The 15,675-nt window shown below is 36.9% G+C and carries 13 protein-coding genes and 1 rRNA gene; 2 read left to right on the top strand and 12 right to left on the bottom strand.

Features of this window, described 5'->3' with window-relative positions; translation table 11 throughout:
- Window positions 1-139: 139 nt before the first annotated feature.
- From RCG20_RS12465 to RCG20_RS12445, 5 genes are all read right to left on the bottom strand, one after another.
- Window positions 140-1,630, bottom strand: a complete 1,491-nt coding sequence (locus RCG20_RS12465; protein ID WP_308180468.1) for a degradosome RNA helicase CshA — start codon at window positions 1,628-1,630, stop codon at window positions 140-142.
- A 336-nt stretch (window positions 1,631-1,966) separates the two neighbouring features.
- Window positions 1,967-2,656, bottom strand: a complete 690-nt coding sequence (locus RCG20_RS12460) for an alpha/beta hydrolase (protein WP_308180467.1) — start codon at window positions 2,654-2,656, stop codon at window positions 1,967-1,969.
- 29 nt (window positions 2,657-2,685) lie between these two features.
- Window positions 2,686-4,062 (bottom strand): UDP-N-acetylmuramoyl-tripeptide--D-alanyl-D-alanine ligase, encoded by a 1,377-nt coding sequence (murF, locus tag RCG20_RS12455; RefSeq protein WP_308180466.1) that lies wholly within the window; start codon window positions 4,060-4,062, stop codon window positions 2,686-2,688.
- Window positions 4,063-4,116: 54 nt separating this feature from the next.
- A complete protein-coding gene (locus RCG20_RS12450; protein ID WP_308180465.1) occupies window positions 4,117-5,196 on the bottom strand; it encodes a D-alanine--D-alanine ligase in 1,080 nt (359 codons plus the stop codon).
- 192 nt (window positions 5,197-5,388) lie between these two features.
- Complete coding sequence (locus tag RCG20_RS12445) at window positions 5,389-6,165, bottom strand: hypothetical protein (protein ID WP_308180464.1); 777 nt, start codon at window positions 6,163-6,165, stop codon at window positions 5,389-5,391.
- Between the two features lie 318 nt (window positions 6,166-6,483).
- Here RCG20_RS12445 and RCG20_RS12440 point away from each other — a divergent pair, with 318 nt between their 5' ends.
- Window positions 6,484-7,065 carry an undecaprenyl phosphate transporter UptA gene (locus RCG20_RS12440; protein WP_308180463.1) on the top strand — a complete coding sequence of 194 codons (582 nt, stop codon included), beginning with the start codon at window positions 6,484-6,486 and terminating at the stop codon, window positions 7,063-7,065.
- Between the two features lie 297 nt (window positions 7,066-7,362).
- Here the strand turns inward: RCG20_RS12440 and RCG20_RS12435 are convergent, their stop codons facing one another.
- From RCG20_RS12435 to RCG20_RS12420, 4 genes are all read right to left on the bottom strand, one after another.
- Window positions 7,363-9,186: an APC family permease gene (locus RCG20_RS12435; protein ID WP_308180462.1), complete on the bottom strand. Its 1,824-nt coding sequence runs from the start codon at window positions 9,184-9,186 to the stop codon at window positions 7,363-7,365.
- 360 nt (window positions 9,187-9,546) lie between these two features.
- On the bottom strand, window positions 9,547-10,047 hold the full coding sequence (locus RCG20_RS12430; protein WP_308180461.1) for a methylated-DNA--[protein]-cysteine S-methyltransferase: 501 nt from the start codon (window positions 10,045-10,047) through the stop codon (window positions 9,547-9,549).
- A 37-nt stretch (window positions 10,048-10,084) separates the two neighbouring features.
- Window positions 10,085-11,278, bottom strand: coding sequence for an MFS transporter (locus RCG20_RS12425; protein ID WP_308180460.1), 1,194 nt, complete (start codon window positions 11,276-11,278; stop codon window positions 10,085-10,087).
- Window positions 11,279-11,389: 111 nt separating this feature from the next.
- Entirely contained in the window at window positions 11,390-11,860 is a 471-nt protein-coding gene (locus tag RCG20_RS12420; RefSeq protein ID WP_308180458.1) for a DinB family protein, read from the bottom strand.
- Window positions 11,861-12,008: 148 nt separating this feature from the next.
- On the opposite strand from RCG20_RS12420, the gene RCG20_RS12415 reads away from it, so the two are divergent.
- Window positions 12,009-12,260, top strand: a complete 252-nt coding sequence (locus RCG20_RS12415) for an alpha/beta-type small acid-soluble spore protein (RefSeq protein ID WP_308180457.1) — start codon at window positions 12,009-12,011, stop codon at window positions 12,258-12,260.
- Between the two features lie 35 nt (window positions 12,261-12,295).
- Here RCG20_RS12415 and RCG20_RS12410 read toward each other — a convergent pair whose 3' ends face one another.
- The 3 genes from RCG20_RS12410 to rrf all read right to left on the bottom strand — a co-directional run bounded on the left by RCG20_RS12410 (window position 12,296) and on the right by rrf (window position 15,650).
- On the bottom strand, window positions 12,296-14,656 hold the full coding sequence (locus RCG20_RS12410; protein ID WP_308180456.1) for a YhgE/Pip domain-containing protein: 2,361 nt from the start codon (window positions 14,654-14,656) through the stop codon (window positions 12,296-12,298).
- 86 nt (window positions 14,657-14,742) lie between these two features.
- Window positions 14,743-15,297 carry a TetR/AcrR family transcriptional regulator gene (locus tag RCG20_RS12405; protein WP_308184337.1) on the bottom strand — a complete coding sequence of 185 codons (555 nt, stop codon included), beginning with the start codon at window positions 15,295-15,297 and terminating at the stop codon, window positions 14,743-14,745.
- 237 nt (window positions 15,298-15,534) lie between these two features.
- Window positions 15,535-15,650: ribosomal RNA gene (rrf, locus tag RCG20_RS12400) — 5S ribosomal RNA — on the bottom strand.
- Window positions 15,651-15,675 lie beyond the last annotated feature (25 nt).

Below are 15,675 nucleotides of genomic sequence, written 5' to 3'. Positions count from 1 at the left end.
GAATATAAAGAAAACCCGCCGATTGGCGAGCCCCTAAGGGCAATGATTAGGCGTAGTTACCCTTATGCGCTAGCAGAATTTATGGATATAAATTCTGCTTAACCAAAAAAGCATGGACATATTGTCCATGCTTTCTATATTAATGATTATAGGTTCTTGGTTTTGACGGTTTACTACTACTTGGACCACTGCTACGCTTTTCACCAGTTCTTGGCTTCATTGGAGCTTTCTTGCTACGTCCACGTGATGAGTCATAATTTCTTGAATCGCTGCTTCTTTTACGATCCTGTGGTTTACGATCTCTTCTTGATGATTGAGGTTGTTCTTCAGTCAACTTAATTGGAGTCGTATCAGGTTCTTTAGTAAGCATTTTTAATACTGCTGCTACAACAGTTGAAGGGTCATTATTCTCAAGCAGTTCCTGAGCAGCTGCTTTGTAATAATGTAAATTGTTGGACTCAATTGTTTGAACAATTTTATCAACAACTGCTTTTTGTTGACCTTCCAACGCTTCATCTAGTGTTGGGGCAGTCATTCTTTCCATCTTATGTCTAGTTGTTTTTTCAACAACTGCTAAGTAAGATTTTTCACGAGCAGTAATGAAAGTTAACGCAACACCTGTTTTACCAGCACGGCCAGTACGTCCAATACGGTGAACATAGCTTTCTGGATCTTGAGGAATATCAAAATTGTAAACATGTGTTACTCCAGAGATATCTAGACCCCTTGCAGCAACGTCCGTAGCTACAAGAACATCAATTGAGCCTTCTTTAAACTTACGAAGGACTGATATACGTTTAGCTTGGCTTAAATCTCCATGGATACCTTCTGCTGTATAGCCTCTTAAGTTTAATGCATCTGATAATTCATCAACACGACGTTTTGTACGGCCAAAAATGATTGCCAATTCTGGTGATTGAATATCAAGAAGTCTTGTTAAAACATCAAATTTATTTTTTTCTTGAACTTCTAAATAATATTGTTCAATAGATGGAACTGTCATTTCCTTCGTTTTAACACGAACGATTTGTGGATCACGCATAAATCTTTCTGCCATTCTTTGAATCCGTGTAGGCATTGTAGCTGAGAAAAGCAATGTTTGGCGTTCAGTTGGAATAGCGGCTAAAATAGACTCAATATCTTCAATGAAGCCCATATTAAGCATTTCATCTGCTTCATCTAAGATTGCTGTGTGGACTTGACCAAGTTGAAGTGTTTTCCTGTTAATATGATCAAGTAAACGTCCAGGTGTTCCTACAATAATATGTGGGAACTTTTTCAATGAGCGAATTTGGCGACTAATATCTTGTCCACCATAAATCGGTAGAACACGAACTCTTTTACCAGATCCAATTTTATAAAGCTCTTCTGAAACTTGGATAGCTAGTTCACGGGTTGGTGCAATGATGATTCCTTGAATAGCATCTAACTTCATGTCAACCTTTTCAACCAATGGAATACCAAAAGCGGCTGTTTTACCTGTTCCTGTTTGAGCTTGACCGATCAAATCCTTATTTGCTAAACCCATCGGAATCGTTTCTGCCTGAATTGGTGTAGCTTCCTCAAAGCCCATGTTGAGGACAGCTTTCAAAGTAGCCTGACTGAGGCCTAAATCTTGAAACTTTGTCAATGTTTTCATTCTCCTTCATTTGTTTCCAAATATATTTTTATTTGTGTGCTGAATTTCTTCGCTCCCAGACACCCATAATAAAATGCCTAAATAAGGCAACATCTCTATTTTAGTAAAGAAAGCTCAATGACTGCCCACCTTAAAATACTAGTGGCAGAGCCGTAGTAGTTGCCGTCCATATGTGAAATAGGAAGGTTTTACCTTCTCTATTAGCAAAAAAAGACACTCCTCCACTTAGGAGTATGCCCTTTTCCATTATGCTTTAGACACGTTGACAATAATCATACCACTAGTTATTACAAATTGCAACATTGTTGTAGTATGGATATAGGTTGTCTAATCCTCCGCTAAGAAGTCCAACACTTGGGAAAAGAGGGTCAACTTTTCCTCACAGTAGCAAATATGATGCTTTGCATGTTTAATATACGTGAGTCTTTTCTGCTGTGCATTAATTGATCGAAAAAGGTATTCAGCACTTTTAGGCGGCACAATTCCGTCGCTTTCTCCCTGTGCTATAAAAGTTGGTACCTCAACTTGAATAAGATGTGGTCTGATAAACGAAACAAGTTTACGAAATTGCATAGTTGCCGCAACAGGGGTTTCTTTTATTTTTCTTTTATATCGTAAAAATAATTCATTATTACGTAAGTTTCCATGAAAAGAATCCACAATGATCAATTTGATATCTGTCGCTAGTTGCTTTGGATTAAGATAATATGCTGCAGCACTTAGCAGAACGAGCTTGTCGATAGGATATTTTGAAGCTAGGTAGCTAGCTATTAGCCCCCCCATCGAAAAACCGATAATATAGACTACATCACAAGTTTGCATTAGAATTTCCAATTCCACTTCAGCATGTTCAATCCATTGTTGATAACGTACTCCTTTTAATGCAAGGGGTTCCCCATGACCTGGAAGAGTAGGAACTCTAAATATCCAATCTGTTCGCTTTATTAAATACTCAACAAGTGGCTCCACTTCATATGGAGCACCCGTGAAGCCATGTAAACATAAGCAGCCAATCATGTTAATCACCCTATTGTGGCTAAAATCAATTATTTTTGTAAAGAGGTCACGATTTCTTCTAATTTCATCCCTCTTGATGCTTTCACAAGAACAAGGGTTTGTTCGTCAACATGGTTTTCCAATTCCTTTATCAGTGCGTTTTTATCTGTAAAAGCAAATACTCTTTCCGTCCCTAACTCTTTCCTTGCACCTGCTGCAATCTTTGACCCAAGTTGACCATAAGTAAATAACAAATCAATCCTATCAGCTTTTAACCCTTCGCCGATTTGTAAATGATATTGCTCCTCTTGGGGTCCCAGTTCAAGCATGTCTCCAAGAACGAGAATCTTCTTCCTATAGCCTTGAATATTCGAAATTAATTCAATAGCAGCCATCATTGAGGTAGGGCTAGCATTATATGCATCGTTGATGATTTTCTCACCGTTCTTACCTTCAACTAGCTCCATCCGCATATTTGTCAGCTTGATTGCAACTAACCCCTCGTTCATTTTTTCAAAAGGTATTAAAAAATGATTAGCAATTAACATTGCAGCAAGTGCATTTAAAATATTGTGTGTTCCTAAAACCGGAAGCTCGAAGCTTTCCTTTACACCATTAATGGTAAAAAGATTCCCATGCTCCAATTGGGTAATTTCCGTTGGATAAAGATCGTTACTAGTACTTCTTCCAAAAGTCTTGATTTTTACATTCCCTTTAAATTGTTGAATCCGTTTCATTAGTAGTGGTTCATCCCCATAAAGAACAGCTAGTCCTCCGTCTTTAAGTCCACTCATAATTTCTAACTTTGCCTCAGCAATTCCTTGTCTTGATCCCAGATCAAGCATATGAGATTCTCCAATATTGGTAATCACAACAGCATCAGGACAAGCAAGATTCGTTAAAAAGTCGATTTCCCCTCTGCCACTCATTCCCATTTCTAAAACAGCTATTTCTGTATCATCACGCAGTCCAAGCACTGTTAATGGGAGACCAATATGATTGTTGAAATTGCCTTCTGTTTTTTGAACCTTATAGTGAAGAGAGAGTAATCCTGCTGTCATATCCTTAGTCGTTGTTTTTCCATTGCTACCAGTGATTCCAACAACCTTGACATCTAATTCTGCCCGATATTTTCTTGCAACCTCTTGCAATGCAACTAAACAATCCTCAACGATTAAAATTGGTAAATCTGCTGGAGGATTAGGGACATCTTTTTGCCAAAGAGCAGCAACTGCACCTTTTTCAATCGATTCCGCTACATACTTATGTCCATCAGCTCTATCACCCTTAAATGGAATAAATAAATTTCCCTTTTGGATTTTCCGAGAATCAATCGTAATGCCCTCAACCATTAGATCCGCAAATGAATCTATATCATTTTGTATAGAAATCATTTCTGATAGCTGCTTTATCGTCCGTTTAATCATTTTGTTCCTCCTTCATAATAAAGTGACACGGCTATTAAGCCGTGTCTGACTGATTTAGAAAGTATATTTGATGTTTTGTTTTTCGGCGTGTCTTTCCTTAGCAAGATTTACAAGTTGTTCAATTAATTGCGGATATTCAACTCCTGTATGCTTCCATAATAACGGGAACATGCTAACAGGTGTAAAGCCTGGCATTGTATTAACTTCATTGATTAAAGCTAAGCCATCCTTCGTGAGGAAGAAATCTGCACGGACAAGTCCAGAACAATCCAATGCTTTAAATGCTTTAACCGCCATTTTTTTTATCTGTTCATATTCCTCATTCGTAATATCAGCAGGAATGATCAGAGCGGTGTTACCATCTTCATATTTTGCGGTATAATCGTAAAAGTCCTTTTTCGGAACAATTTCGCCAGCAACAGAACATTTTGGTTCATCATTGCCAAGGACACCTACTTCAATTTCACGCGCGATAACTCCTTCTTCAATAATTACTTTGCGATCAAATTGGAACGCTTCAACAAAGGCAGCCTCCAATTCAGCTCGGTTTGTACACTTACTAATACCTACACTTGAGCCAAGATTTGCTGGCTTAACAAAGCAAGGATAGCCAAGTTCTACTTCAACCTTATTATAGGCTTCCTCCTTTGCCTTTTCCCATTCATTACGGATAAAAGAAACAAAGTTTACTTGCGCGAGCCCTGCTTGCGCAAATATGTTTTTCATTATCACTTTATCCATACCAGCTGCGGATGCAAGAACACCATTCCCCACATATGGGAGGTTCAATAGTTCTAACATCCCTTGAACAGTCCCATCTTCCCCATTTGGGCCATGCAAAAGAGGGAAAATTACATCAAGAGCACTATTTTCTACATTTTCTGCACTGAATAATGACGGTGCTAAAGATAAAGGTGATAACTGATTTCCATTAGAAAATTCAAGTGCTTTAACATCCTCTACTGGCCCAAGAAGTTGAGGACCTTTTATCCACTGCCCTTGGACAGTTATGTAGATTGGATGAATTTCAAATTTTTCAAGATCTAATGCTTTAATTACAGCCTGAGCAGTTCGTAAAGATACTTGATGTTCAGCAGATTTACCACCATATAATAAACCAAGTTTTGTTTTCATCATAAACCTCCATCTTCTCTCTGACTTTTTTATTTTATCACTTAATGAAAAAACATCCACGCCTTACATACAATCTGATTAATTGTTTTATGCATTTTTTCTTTTTATTATTTTATGTAGAACACAGCTTGCTTTAAAACAGTATATAAACGAAAATCTCCCCTGTAACTGGAGAGATTTTCAATTTCTATATTAAATCACATTCAATTTCCACTCTTTTGTTTTTTTATCAAAAATAATTTTCGCATGGCAGTTTTTACTAGATATTTCTTCATATTCTTCATACATGTCATCCATATTAGCAAAATCGCCAATAACCCATATTGGAATCTCAATGCGACCGCGCTGATGATCTGCATCCTTTAAAGAAATACATATGCCTTCCTTAATAAAAGGGGTTAATGATAAAAGAATTTCTTTATTAACAGATGGATACGATCGTTTTTTTCGAATACCAAGAAGAGACTTTTCCAACTTTACTTTGCCTAACTTTTCAGAAATGCCTTCGCTAAGTAGATGGAAAAAATCCTTAAAGCTTCGATAGTAGACTTTGTTAAACCAACCATCATCATGTGCTAGATAAACAAATCGATTTCCTAGCTTTGGATAAAAAGGGATTTTTAAATGTTGCTTTAAATGTCCTAAATATAATAATTCTGCAATTTCCTGACCAGTTAGCTCATTTAAGCCATCTTCCTCGACAAAATCAATCCAACAAAAGTCGCCATACCCATATACATCTTGTGCAGCCAATTTATTTACTTTCGCGTCAGGACAATATTCGAGTAATGTATGCATGTTAAAATCGGTTTCATCAAAACGATGCTTTAATAATAACAAATGATTTAATGAACCTGAAAAGGCAGCAGCAAATTCTTCAAATTCAATACCATATGACATAACATACTGTTCAGTTTGATTTAAATGAATATAGATGAGATCCCGCACGTCCTGATGATGCTTTTTCAAAGCAAGACTCCCCCGATCAAGGAAATTATATAAATATAAGGAATTATTTTGAAATCAAGAAGAAAAAGACAGTCTCCGATGAAACTGCCATCCAAATCATAATCATTTTCTATTTTAACAAAAATTCGCCAAATAACTTATTTCATTTCGTTTACAAATTATCCAATTTCTCTAAAGTATTATGATCAAATTTGATGATTTATATTTAATATACGTACAAGTGTATAAGTTCAATAACAGAATGGGGTTTTCCTTTTATTCTAAATGATTCTGTTATAAACTTATACAAGAGAATTTATAAAGGTATGAAGGTGAACCATGTCTAATTTTATCTACTCTATATTAATGCTGTTATCTTCTTTAGGCTATTTAGGTATCGCTTTAGGGCTTATGATTGAAATAATTCCAAGTGAAATTGTTTTGGGCTATGCTGGCTTTATGATTTCAAAAGGAATCCTCAATTATCCAATGGCAGTCATTGCAGGGGTTATAGGCGGTACAATTGCCCAATTATTTCTATATTGGGCAGGGTTTTATGGCGGTCGCCCATTCTTAGAGAAATATGGTAAGTACGTACTGATCAGAAAGAAACAAATTGATCTTTCCGAGCAATGGTTTCAAAAATATGGCGCTGGCGTGATTTTCTCCGCTCGCTTTATACCTGTTGTAAGGCATGCTATTTCCATTCCCGCTGGGATTTCTAAAATGTCTTTCAGCAAATTTACACTTTACACAGTTGCAGCCATTACTCCTTGGACGATTCTTTTCCTCTATTTAGGAAATATCTTAGGGTCAAATTGGACGAACATTAAGGAATATGCACAGCCGTACGTCCTTCCAATCATTATTAGCGCTGTTGTTTTGGCTATCATTTATTTTTGGATTAAAAGAAAGAAATAAGAGGATGCCCGTGGCATCCTCTTTTTTTTACTTTTTGGCTCTGTTATAGCTGAATGTTGATTTCACCGTATTAGAAAAATAAACGGAAAAATTCCGTTTAAATTGGGAAATGCCCATATTTCCTTAAAAATAAAGGAAGTTTTTCCGCTTATATTATCCAAACATTCAGATTTTGTCTTAATTAGAGCAGCTAATCGGAATATCTCCGCTTATAACTGCTTTTTAAGCCTCCACTATATACATTAGCCGGAAATTCTCCGCCTATGAATTCTCATACCTACACTAAAATAACACAGCCTACTTTTTAAAATGGTATGGCAGAGTGGCTACAATCACATTCTTTTTAAAAATGAGATATGCACGAATCAATACGCTTGATTGATTATGCAGGATGTTATGCCAGCTCTTTTTTGGAATAAATTGTGGAATGAGTACCGTAACTCTGTAGTTAGATTCACTTGCTTTATGTTCAATTGTATCAATAAATTTCGATAAAGGCTGCAAGATACTCCTATAATGGGATTGCAATGTGACAAGTCGAACATCAGGCTGCCACTTCTCCCATTTTTCTTCAAAGCGTTTTTCATCCTCGCGATCAAATGAAACATATACAGCCAATACTTGATCCGTCAATGACTTCGCATAGTTAACTGAATTTTCAACTACTCTTGTTATTCCTGCGACAGGAACAATAATAACATTCCCTTCAACTGGAACGGCAGGTGTTTCAGAATAAGTCCTTAATTGTTCCCCAACTGCTTCATAATGACGGTTTATTCGATGGAATAATAAAACAATTAATGGTAAGAAGATAAAGACAAACCATACTTGACTAAATTTGGTGGCAAAGAAAATGATTAGAACGGTTAAAGTAATTAATGCTCCAATTAGATTAGCACTCAGCTTTGCAACCCAGCCAGCTGGTTTTTCACGAAGCCACTTAATGATCATCCCTGTTTGGGATAATGTAAAGGGAATAAATACCCCTACCGCATAAAGTGGGATAAGACGCTCTGTTTGACCATGAAAGGCAATAATCAATAGAATTGAAGCCACACCTAGTGAAACGATTCCATTTGAGTACCCTAATCTGTCCCCTCTAATTAAGAACATCCTCGGCATATATTTATCTTTGGCAAGGCTAAAGGCTAGCAATGGAAAGGCAGAATATCCTGTATTTGCTGCAAGCACCAAGATTAACGCTGTTGTTCCTTGTATAAAGAAGTACAAGTAGTTGCGTCCGAAGGTTAATTTTGCAATTTGGGAAACAACCGTTTCATCCGCTTTCGGAGAAATACCGTAATAATACGCTAAAAATGTAATGCCGGAAAATAAAAGAGCCAAAAGGGATCCCATTAAAATAAGTGTCTTCGCCGCATTATTTGGAGAAGGTTCTTTAAAATTAGGAATCGCATTTGAGATTGCCTCTACTCCCGTTAAAGCGGAACATCCAGATGCAAAAGCACGTAAAAGTAAGAATAAGGTAATACCCATCACAGGTGTGCCGATTGGATCATGTACAGTAGCTGAAATATCCCCAGTTAGGATTTTATATACCCCAACACCAATCAGGATGAAAATAGCTACCACAAACAAGTAAACCGGGTAAGCAAGGATTGTCGCGGACTCGGTTATTCCTCTGAGATTTAAAACTGTAATAAACACAACTAATATAGATGCGATTAGAACAGTATGTTGATGGAGGACCGGAAAAGCCGAGGTAATCGCATCTGTTCCTGCCGATACACTTACCGCAACGGTTAAAATATAATCCACAAGTAAAGATCCTCCAGCAATTAAGCCTGGATTTACACCTAAATTTTCCTTTGAAACAACATAAGCTCCTCCACCTTGAGGATAAGAGAAAATAATTTGTCGATAGGAAATGATAAGCGCCGCTAATAAAAATAACACCCCAACTGCAATTGGGACAGAATACCAATATGCAACTGCACCAATGGTAGCCAACACAAGGAGAATTTGTTCTGTTCCATATGCAACTGATGATAAAGCATCTGAAGATAATATGGCTAAAGCCTTCAGGATATTTAGTTTTTGCTCGCCCAATTCTGTCGATTTTAATGGACGACCAATCAATAATCTTTTAATAGAAGAACGCAATTTACTCACCCACACTTAAAGTTGAATTTACCGATTGATTTTAACACAACTAGACAATGAATATGAAGCTTTTTATTCGACAAGAAAAATGTTTTATTGTCAGAATTTACTTTTAAAAATATAAATAGGCAAAAAAACATCTTCTATTTTGAAATCATTACTACTATTGCCATTATTACTGGTTTACCATCTACCAATATATTCCACCGTCATACAGGTACTGATATTTGGAGTAATATCTCAACAACAAAAGCACAAGCACCTTATCACATTAGGAGAAAAATCTAAAAAGGACCATATAAATTTTGCATAAAAAAACCACCTATGTAGACCTAAGGTCCGGTAGGTAGCTTTTTTTATCTATTTTGTTTGCGGTACCATAAACCCCTCTGCTTCCAATAGCTTTTTCTGGTACGGAGTTCGACTACCTGCAAATCCAACAAGCTTTCCACTCGTTCCAATCACTCGATGACAAGGAATAATGATAGGAAGTTGATTGGCCTTGTTCGCCTGACCCACGGCTCGCACTGCTTTTGAATTTCCGATCATTTCTGCTACTTCAGCATAACTTCTTACCTCACCATAAGGAATCCTCCGAAGGGCATCCCAAACCTTCTTCCTGAAATCCGTACCTTCAATCGAAAGGGGCAAATCAAACTCTTTTCTCATGCCTTTAAAATACTCATCGAGTTGCTTTATTGCTTCTCCACACAGACTCTGGTTTTCTTGAATCGTTGGGTTTTCCTTCAAATATTCTTCCCATTCCTCTTCAAATATCTCAACCCTTTTGATACCGGACTCATCTGCTATTACACGAATTGCACCCAATGGTGATTGATATTCGGCATACCCTATTTTCATGAAACTCACCCCTAATGGATAGATTTTTTTACAATTATCAAATGTTTTTTACAATCCTTTTATGATTTTTATAGAGAAAAAAAAGATAAATTAACATGGATATAATCACCGAAATGGCAGAGGTCTTATAAATACTGCTATAACCAAGCATATGGCCAATCTGTCCAAACACCATTGCTCCTATTCCAACTCCAAGATCAAAAAAAGAATAAAAGGTCGCATTAGCCATACCTTTTCGATTAATGGGAGCCTTTTCAACTGACCATGCTTGTAAGGCTGGCTGTACAGTACCAAAACCAAGCCCATATAAAATGGCTGCAGTATACATAATAGGGCTATTAGGAAGCCAAGCTAATAGAATCATGGCAACAAAAATAAACAGGGTTCCCGGAATAAAAACAGCTTTATGCCCTTTCTTATCATACCATGTTCCTGCAAAGGTTCTTGTTAACATAACAGCTAAGGCATACAACAGAAAGTACCACTGGATTCCTGAAATATGTTTCTGTGCAGTATATAAAGGAAGAAATGCTGCAATTCCTCCAAAAGTTGTGGTAAGGAAAAATAATAAGATGGAAGGTTGCAAAGCACTCTTCTCATATAGGCCACTTTTTCCAGCACCACTTTTAATTGGCTTTTGTATCACCTTTTTAAATTTAATTTTAGATGAAAATAATAAAGCTGCAAACCCCAGCCCTGCACAAATGAAGAAAAAGAGTGAAAATGAAATTTTTGAAGTAAGTGCTAGACCAAGTGAAGGACCAAAAGCCATGGCTATGTTTCCGGACAAGCCAAAATAGCCCATACCTTCTCCTCTTCTGTTTGGCGGAATAAAATCAGTAGCAATCGTTCCTGATGCGGTAGTTGAAAGCCCCCATCCAGCTCCCTGGACAATTCTCATTATAAAAAGAAAAAGGATACTCATCGCAAACCCATAGGATCCAACCGAAAAAACAAAAATAGAAAGCCCCAGTAAATAAACGAAGGCTCTGCCTTTTGATTCTAAGGCATGACCTGCGTAAGGACGAATTAGTAAAGCAGAAAATGTAAAAATACCAACAACAAATCCAATTAATTGGTCATTCCCTCCTAGTTTTTCCACAAAAAGAGGAATGGTGGGTAAGGTCATCTGAAAACCTAGGAATATAAAAAAATTAGCAAAAAGAATAAGGACAAAGTCCTTCGTCCATATTTTATCTTTGGAACTGTCTTTCATCATTTGTTCATCCATTTTTTCTCCAGTCTTCCCCTCTTTTCAAACTCAAATTAATTTTACAAGAATTTCCCTTAACCTCCAAACTAAAAAAACGTTCCTACTATTGTAGAAACGAATTGAAACCAATTACTTATTTATATCTGTTGTTTCAATCAATCTTTTCATCGTCTGAATTTGTCCTAAATGGTTTGCTTCGTGGAATATTGCCATGTTAGCGAGCTCTCCAAAAGTTTCGAGACCTAAAAATGGTTTTTCCAATTGATCATTAAAACGTTCAGAAGGAATCTCTTTTATGCGCGTAAGTTGCACTTTTAACTGTTCTACTAACTCTTCTACCGATGGAATATTCTCATTCCAGTCAGCCGGCTTTGTACCGTTACCAAATAGCTCTTTGTAGTTTGCAGGCAAATAGTTTGATTGAGTTGGAAAGCCAAATAAGAATTGTTCTGCCACTGTCAGCACATGACCAACAATCCAGTGAATATTGTTATTAAATCCACTAGGTATGATATCTACAATATCATTCTGAATAGGTTCAACCCTTTTTATAAAATTGCCCCTTGTTAGTTCAAACTGCTTAAATAATAATTCACTCATCCTATATTCCTCCTTAGTTCCACTTCTACACTTGGTAAAGCCTGGTACTCATATACGTTTTTCAAACTTATTTTAAACTAAAAGGGGCAATAATAAAAATAGTTTGATTTTATCTTTTGGGTATTATACAAAGTAAGGAGGGATCGTTTTGTCCAGAAGACATAAAATTCTCGTTCCAGAAGCACGAGCAGGATTAGATACATTAAAAGCCAAAGTAGCACATGTCCAAAGCCCTGACAATGCAAAATTTGAAGCAGCTGAAGAAACAGGCATCCCACTAAAAAAAGGATACAACGGCCAGCTTACTGCCCACCAGGCAGGAAAAATAGGTGGTCGACTGGGTGGCAGCATGGTACGTGAACTTGTCAAAATGGCAGAAGAGAATTTACGTAAAAAGTAAGAATAAAGGACATCATAATGCACAAAAGACTTGTGTTAAATTGCAACACAAGTCTTTTCATTATCTATAGTACGACTTTTTTGGCGATTGAACTTAATTATAAAAAATGCAAGGGTGGCTGCTAGGAATCCAACAAAAAATACTGATATTGATCCAAAGTCTTTCCACATCGCACCAAAATCCCCTGTTGAAATTACTGACCTAAAGCCAGCGATTGTATAGGTCATCGGTAGGAAGTGAGTTATTTTCTGAAGAACATTTGGCACCAATTCAATCGGATACGTTCCAGCACTGCTTGTTAATTGCAAAATGAGAATAATGACCCCTAGGAACCTCCCTGGATTATCAAGGACCGTTACTAGGAACTGAATAATCGCTAAAAATGTCCAGCTTGTAAAAATACTTAGCAGTATAAAATATGGAATACTTTTCACTTCTAAACCAAGTCCTTCAAGTAAAATGAGATCAGCCAGTAATGCTTGCACAATCCCTACACTTAAAAGAACTCCCAATTTACCTACAAACCAACTAAACCCACTCTTTGGCTCAGTTGCAGGTTCAAGTAACGGAAAAACAATTGATAGCATAAGAGCACCAACAAATAAACTTAAAGATAAGAAGTAAGGTGTAAAACCCGTTCCGTAGTCTGGAACATGATTAAGCCGTTCATTCACAAGTGTTACTGGTTTTGCAAACATATTATAAACAGCATTGTTTGCCTTTACTTCCTTTACATCTTTCGCTCCATTGTGTAACTGATCCGCTAATTCCTTAGAACCAACTGTTAATTTTTCCAAGCCACTTGTTAATCCATTAGATCCGTTTCCAAGTTTTGTGATTCCACTTGTTAAAGACTTTGTTCCTTCTGATAATTGATTTGTTCCATTAACCAATTGTTTTGAGCCTTTCTCAAGCTGATTGGTTCCTTCTCCTAGCTTGATTGAGCCTACTGCTAATTGGTCCAAGCCTGCAGTTAAGCTATTGTTACCACTCACTAGTTGGCTAACGCCATTTTTAGCTTCACCAATTTTCCCACCAAAGACTGTCAATCCAGCAACAAGTTGATTTTGTCCATCTTGCAATTGAACTGCTCCCTTATCCAGCTTGCTCAATCCAGCTACTAATTGGGTTTGACCTTGATTCAATTGGCTTGCCCCTGTAGCTATTTGCGTGGTGGCCTGTTGTAATTTTAAGGCATTATCACTTAATTGAGTAACGCCCCCAGCAACTTTTTGGCTACCCACTGACAGTTGTTGCAAACTTTGGACTACGTTTTCAAGCTTTGCCTTTTCGGTTGGATCCGTGCTCTCTTCAGCCATTTTTCCAACTTGCTGGACTACTTGCTCTAAACCCCCGCTTACAGTCGCTGCTCCCTGTTTTGTCTCTTGTGCACCTTTACTCCACAGTTCAATCGAGGACGAAAGCTGTGTTGAACCATCCGCGAGTTGCTTTGAACCATTTTGAAGATCTGGAAGCTTCGTTACTACTGAATTTAGTCCATCCGTTAACTGTTTTGCACCCACTTGTGACTTTACAGCCCCATTTTGTAATTGATCATTTCCGCTTTCCATCTGACTTAGGCCTTTATCAAACTGCTCAAGTCCATTTTGAAGTTGCTTTGATCCAATTGATGCTGATGTTAATCCATTAGAAAAAGAAATTGACTTTTCAGCAAGAATTTCTAGATTTTGTTCTATTTTCTTAGCTCCAGAACCAAGGCTATTGGCACCCACATTCAAATCAGCTGAACCACTTTTTGCGGATTCGATACCTTTTTTTAAATCTCCTGAGCCCTTTTTCGCTTTATTAATTCCATCATAGAGTTTATCTGTTCCACTTCCTGCTTTGTCCAATCCTTTAGCTACATCCTTTATATTAGCAAACACTGACTCTGCATATGTTTTGGTTACAGCACTGGATACTTCTTCTTTTATTTTCTCTATGGCTGAATCACCAATTTTAGATGAAAGATAGTTAAATCCCTCATTTGGTGAATATATAATCTTTAATTTTTTTGGATTAGTGCTTTGTAATGTTGTCGCATTTTCAGAAAAATCCTTTGGTATTTCAATTTTCAAATAGAATTTTTGATCTTTTAAGCCTTTACTTGCCTTTTCCTCATTTACAAACTTCCAATTAAAGCTTTTTTTCTTTTTAAGATTTTCAACTAGGTCATGACCAATCTCAAGTCTCTCTCCATTATAGGTTGCCCCTTGGTCCTGATTGACGATAGCAACAGGCATTCTATCTAAATGACCGTAGGGATTCCAAAATGCCCATAGGAACGTCCCACTGTACAGCAAAGGAATGGTCATAACTCCTATCAAGGCAATAAGTAGTTTGCGATTGTGAATGATTCCTAAAAATTCACTTTTCAATGATGTAAATATCTTCATGTTTTCCTCCTTTTCAGCCAAAGCATAAAATGAAGACTTGACTGAATCACTCATTTAGTCATTTTCTTGCTTAAAAAGAAGAATTATCAAAATGATAATCCTTTCAATAAGAAAACTTTCATCGTTTCTGCAATTTGTTCTGAACTCAGCGGTTCATGTTTTCTTTCCCAATCTGAAACAAGTGTTATATACATTTTAAAGAGCAAGAAACTAGTTAGCTCTGAATTTGTTTGAGGGATTCCACCTTTAGCAATAGCAATGTCTATTTTCTGCTTTAAATAGGCAATAATTTCAGTCTCTACTCGGTCTAACATTTCTGAAACCGCAGGAGTGCCCATTTCTGTTTCTTCTTGGACCAGCTTGATCATTAAATGATGCTTTGATCGAAATTCTAATAATCGGTAGAGTGCTAAATGGACATTTTCCGTAAATGAGAGATGTGGTTTAATAACTTCATCTGCTTCTGCAATCATTTCTTGAACTAATGAAGAGATAATTTCACTAAATAATTCTTCTTTATTTTTAAAGAAAGTGTAAATTGTTCCTTTCCCAACATTAGCAAGCTTAGCTACCTGGTCCATTGTGGTTGCTTTAAATCCGAATAAAGAAAATGACTTTGTTGCTGCCTCCACGATCATCATCCGTCTATCCAATTCATTCAGCCTCCTTTGACCAATTTAGTTTTTCGGTCATTTAGAACTTCACTAATATAACATAATCTATCTTCCTGTTCAAGATTTAATTTATAGTTGGGCATGAACCATTCAGTTTGTTGAAATAAGGAGGAAAAACAGTTTCAAACTTATCAACAGGTTACTATTTTATCTATTTTCCTAAACAAAAAAAGGACAACCCGATTAAGGTTGTCCTTTTTATTTGCCCGGCAACGTCCTACTCTCACAGGGACAAAGTCCCAACTACCATCGGCGCAAAGAAGCTTAACTTCCGTGTTCGGTATGGGAACGGGTGTGACCTTCTTGCCATAATTACCGGACTATTTTCTTTTGAGGCTTATTCCC

Source organism: Neobacillus sp. PS3-40 (assembly GCF_030915485.1).
GTDB lineage: Bacteria > Bacillota > Bacilli > Bacillales > Cytobacillaceae > JAUZPL01.
Note: the sequence above shows the minus strand (reverse complement) of the source record. Positions and strands in the feature narration are given on the sequence as shown.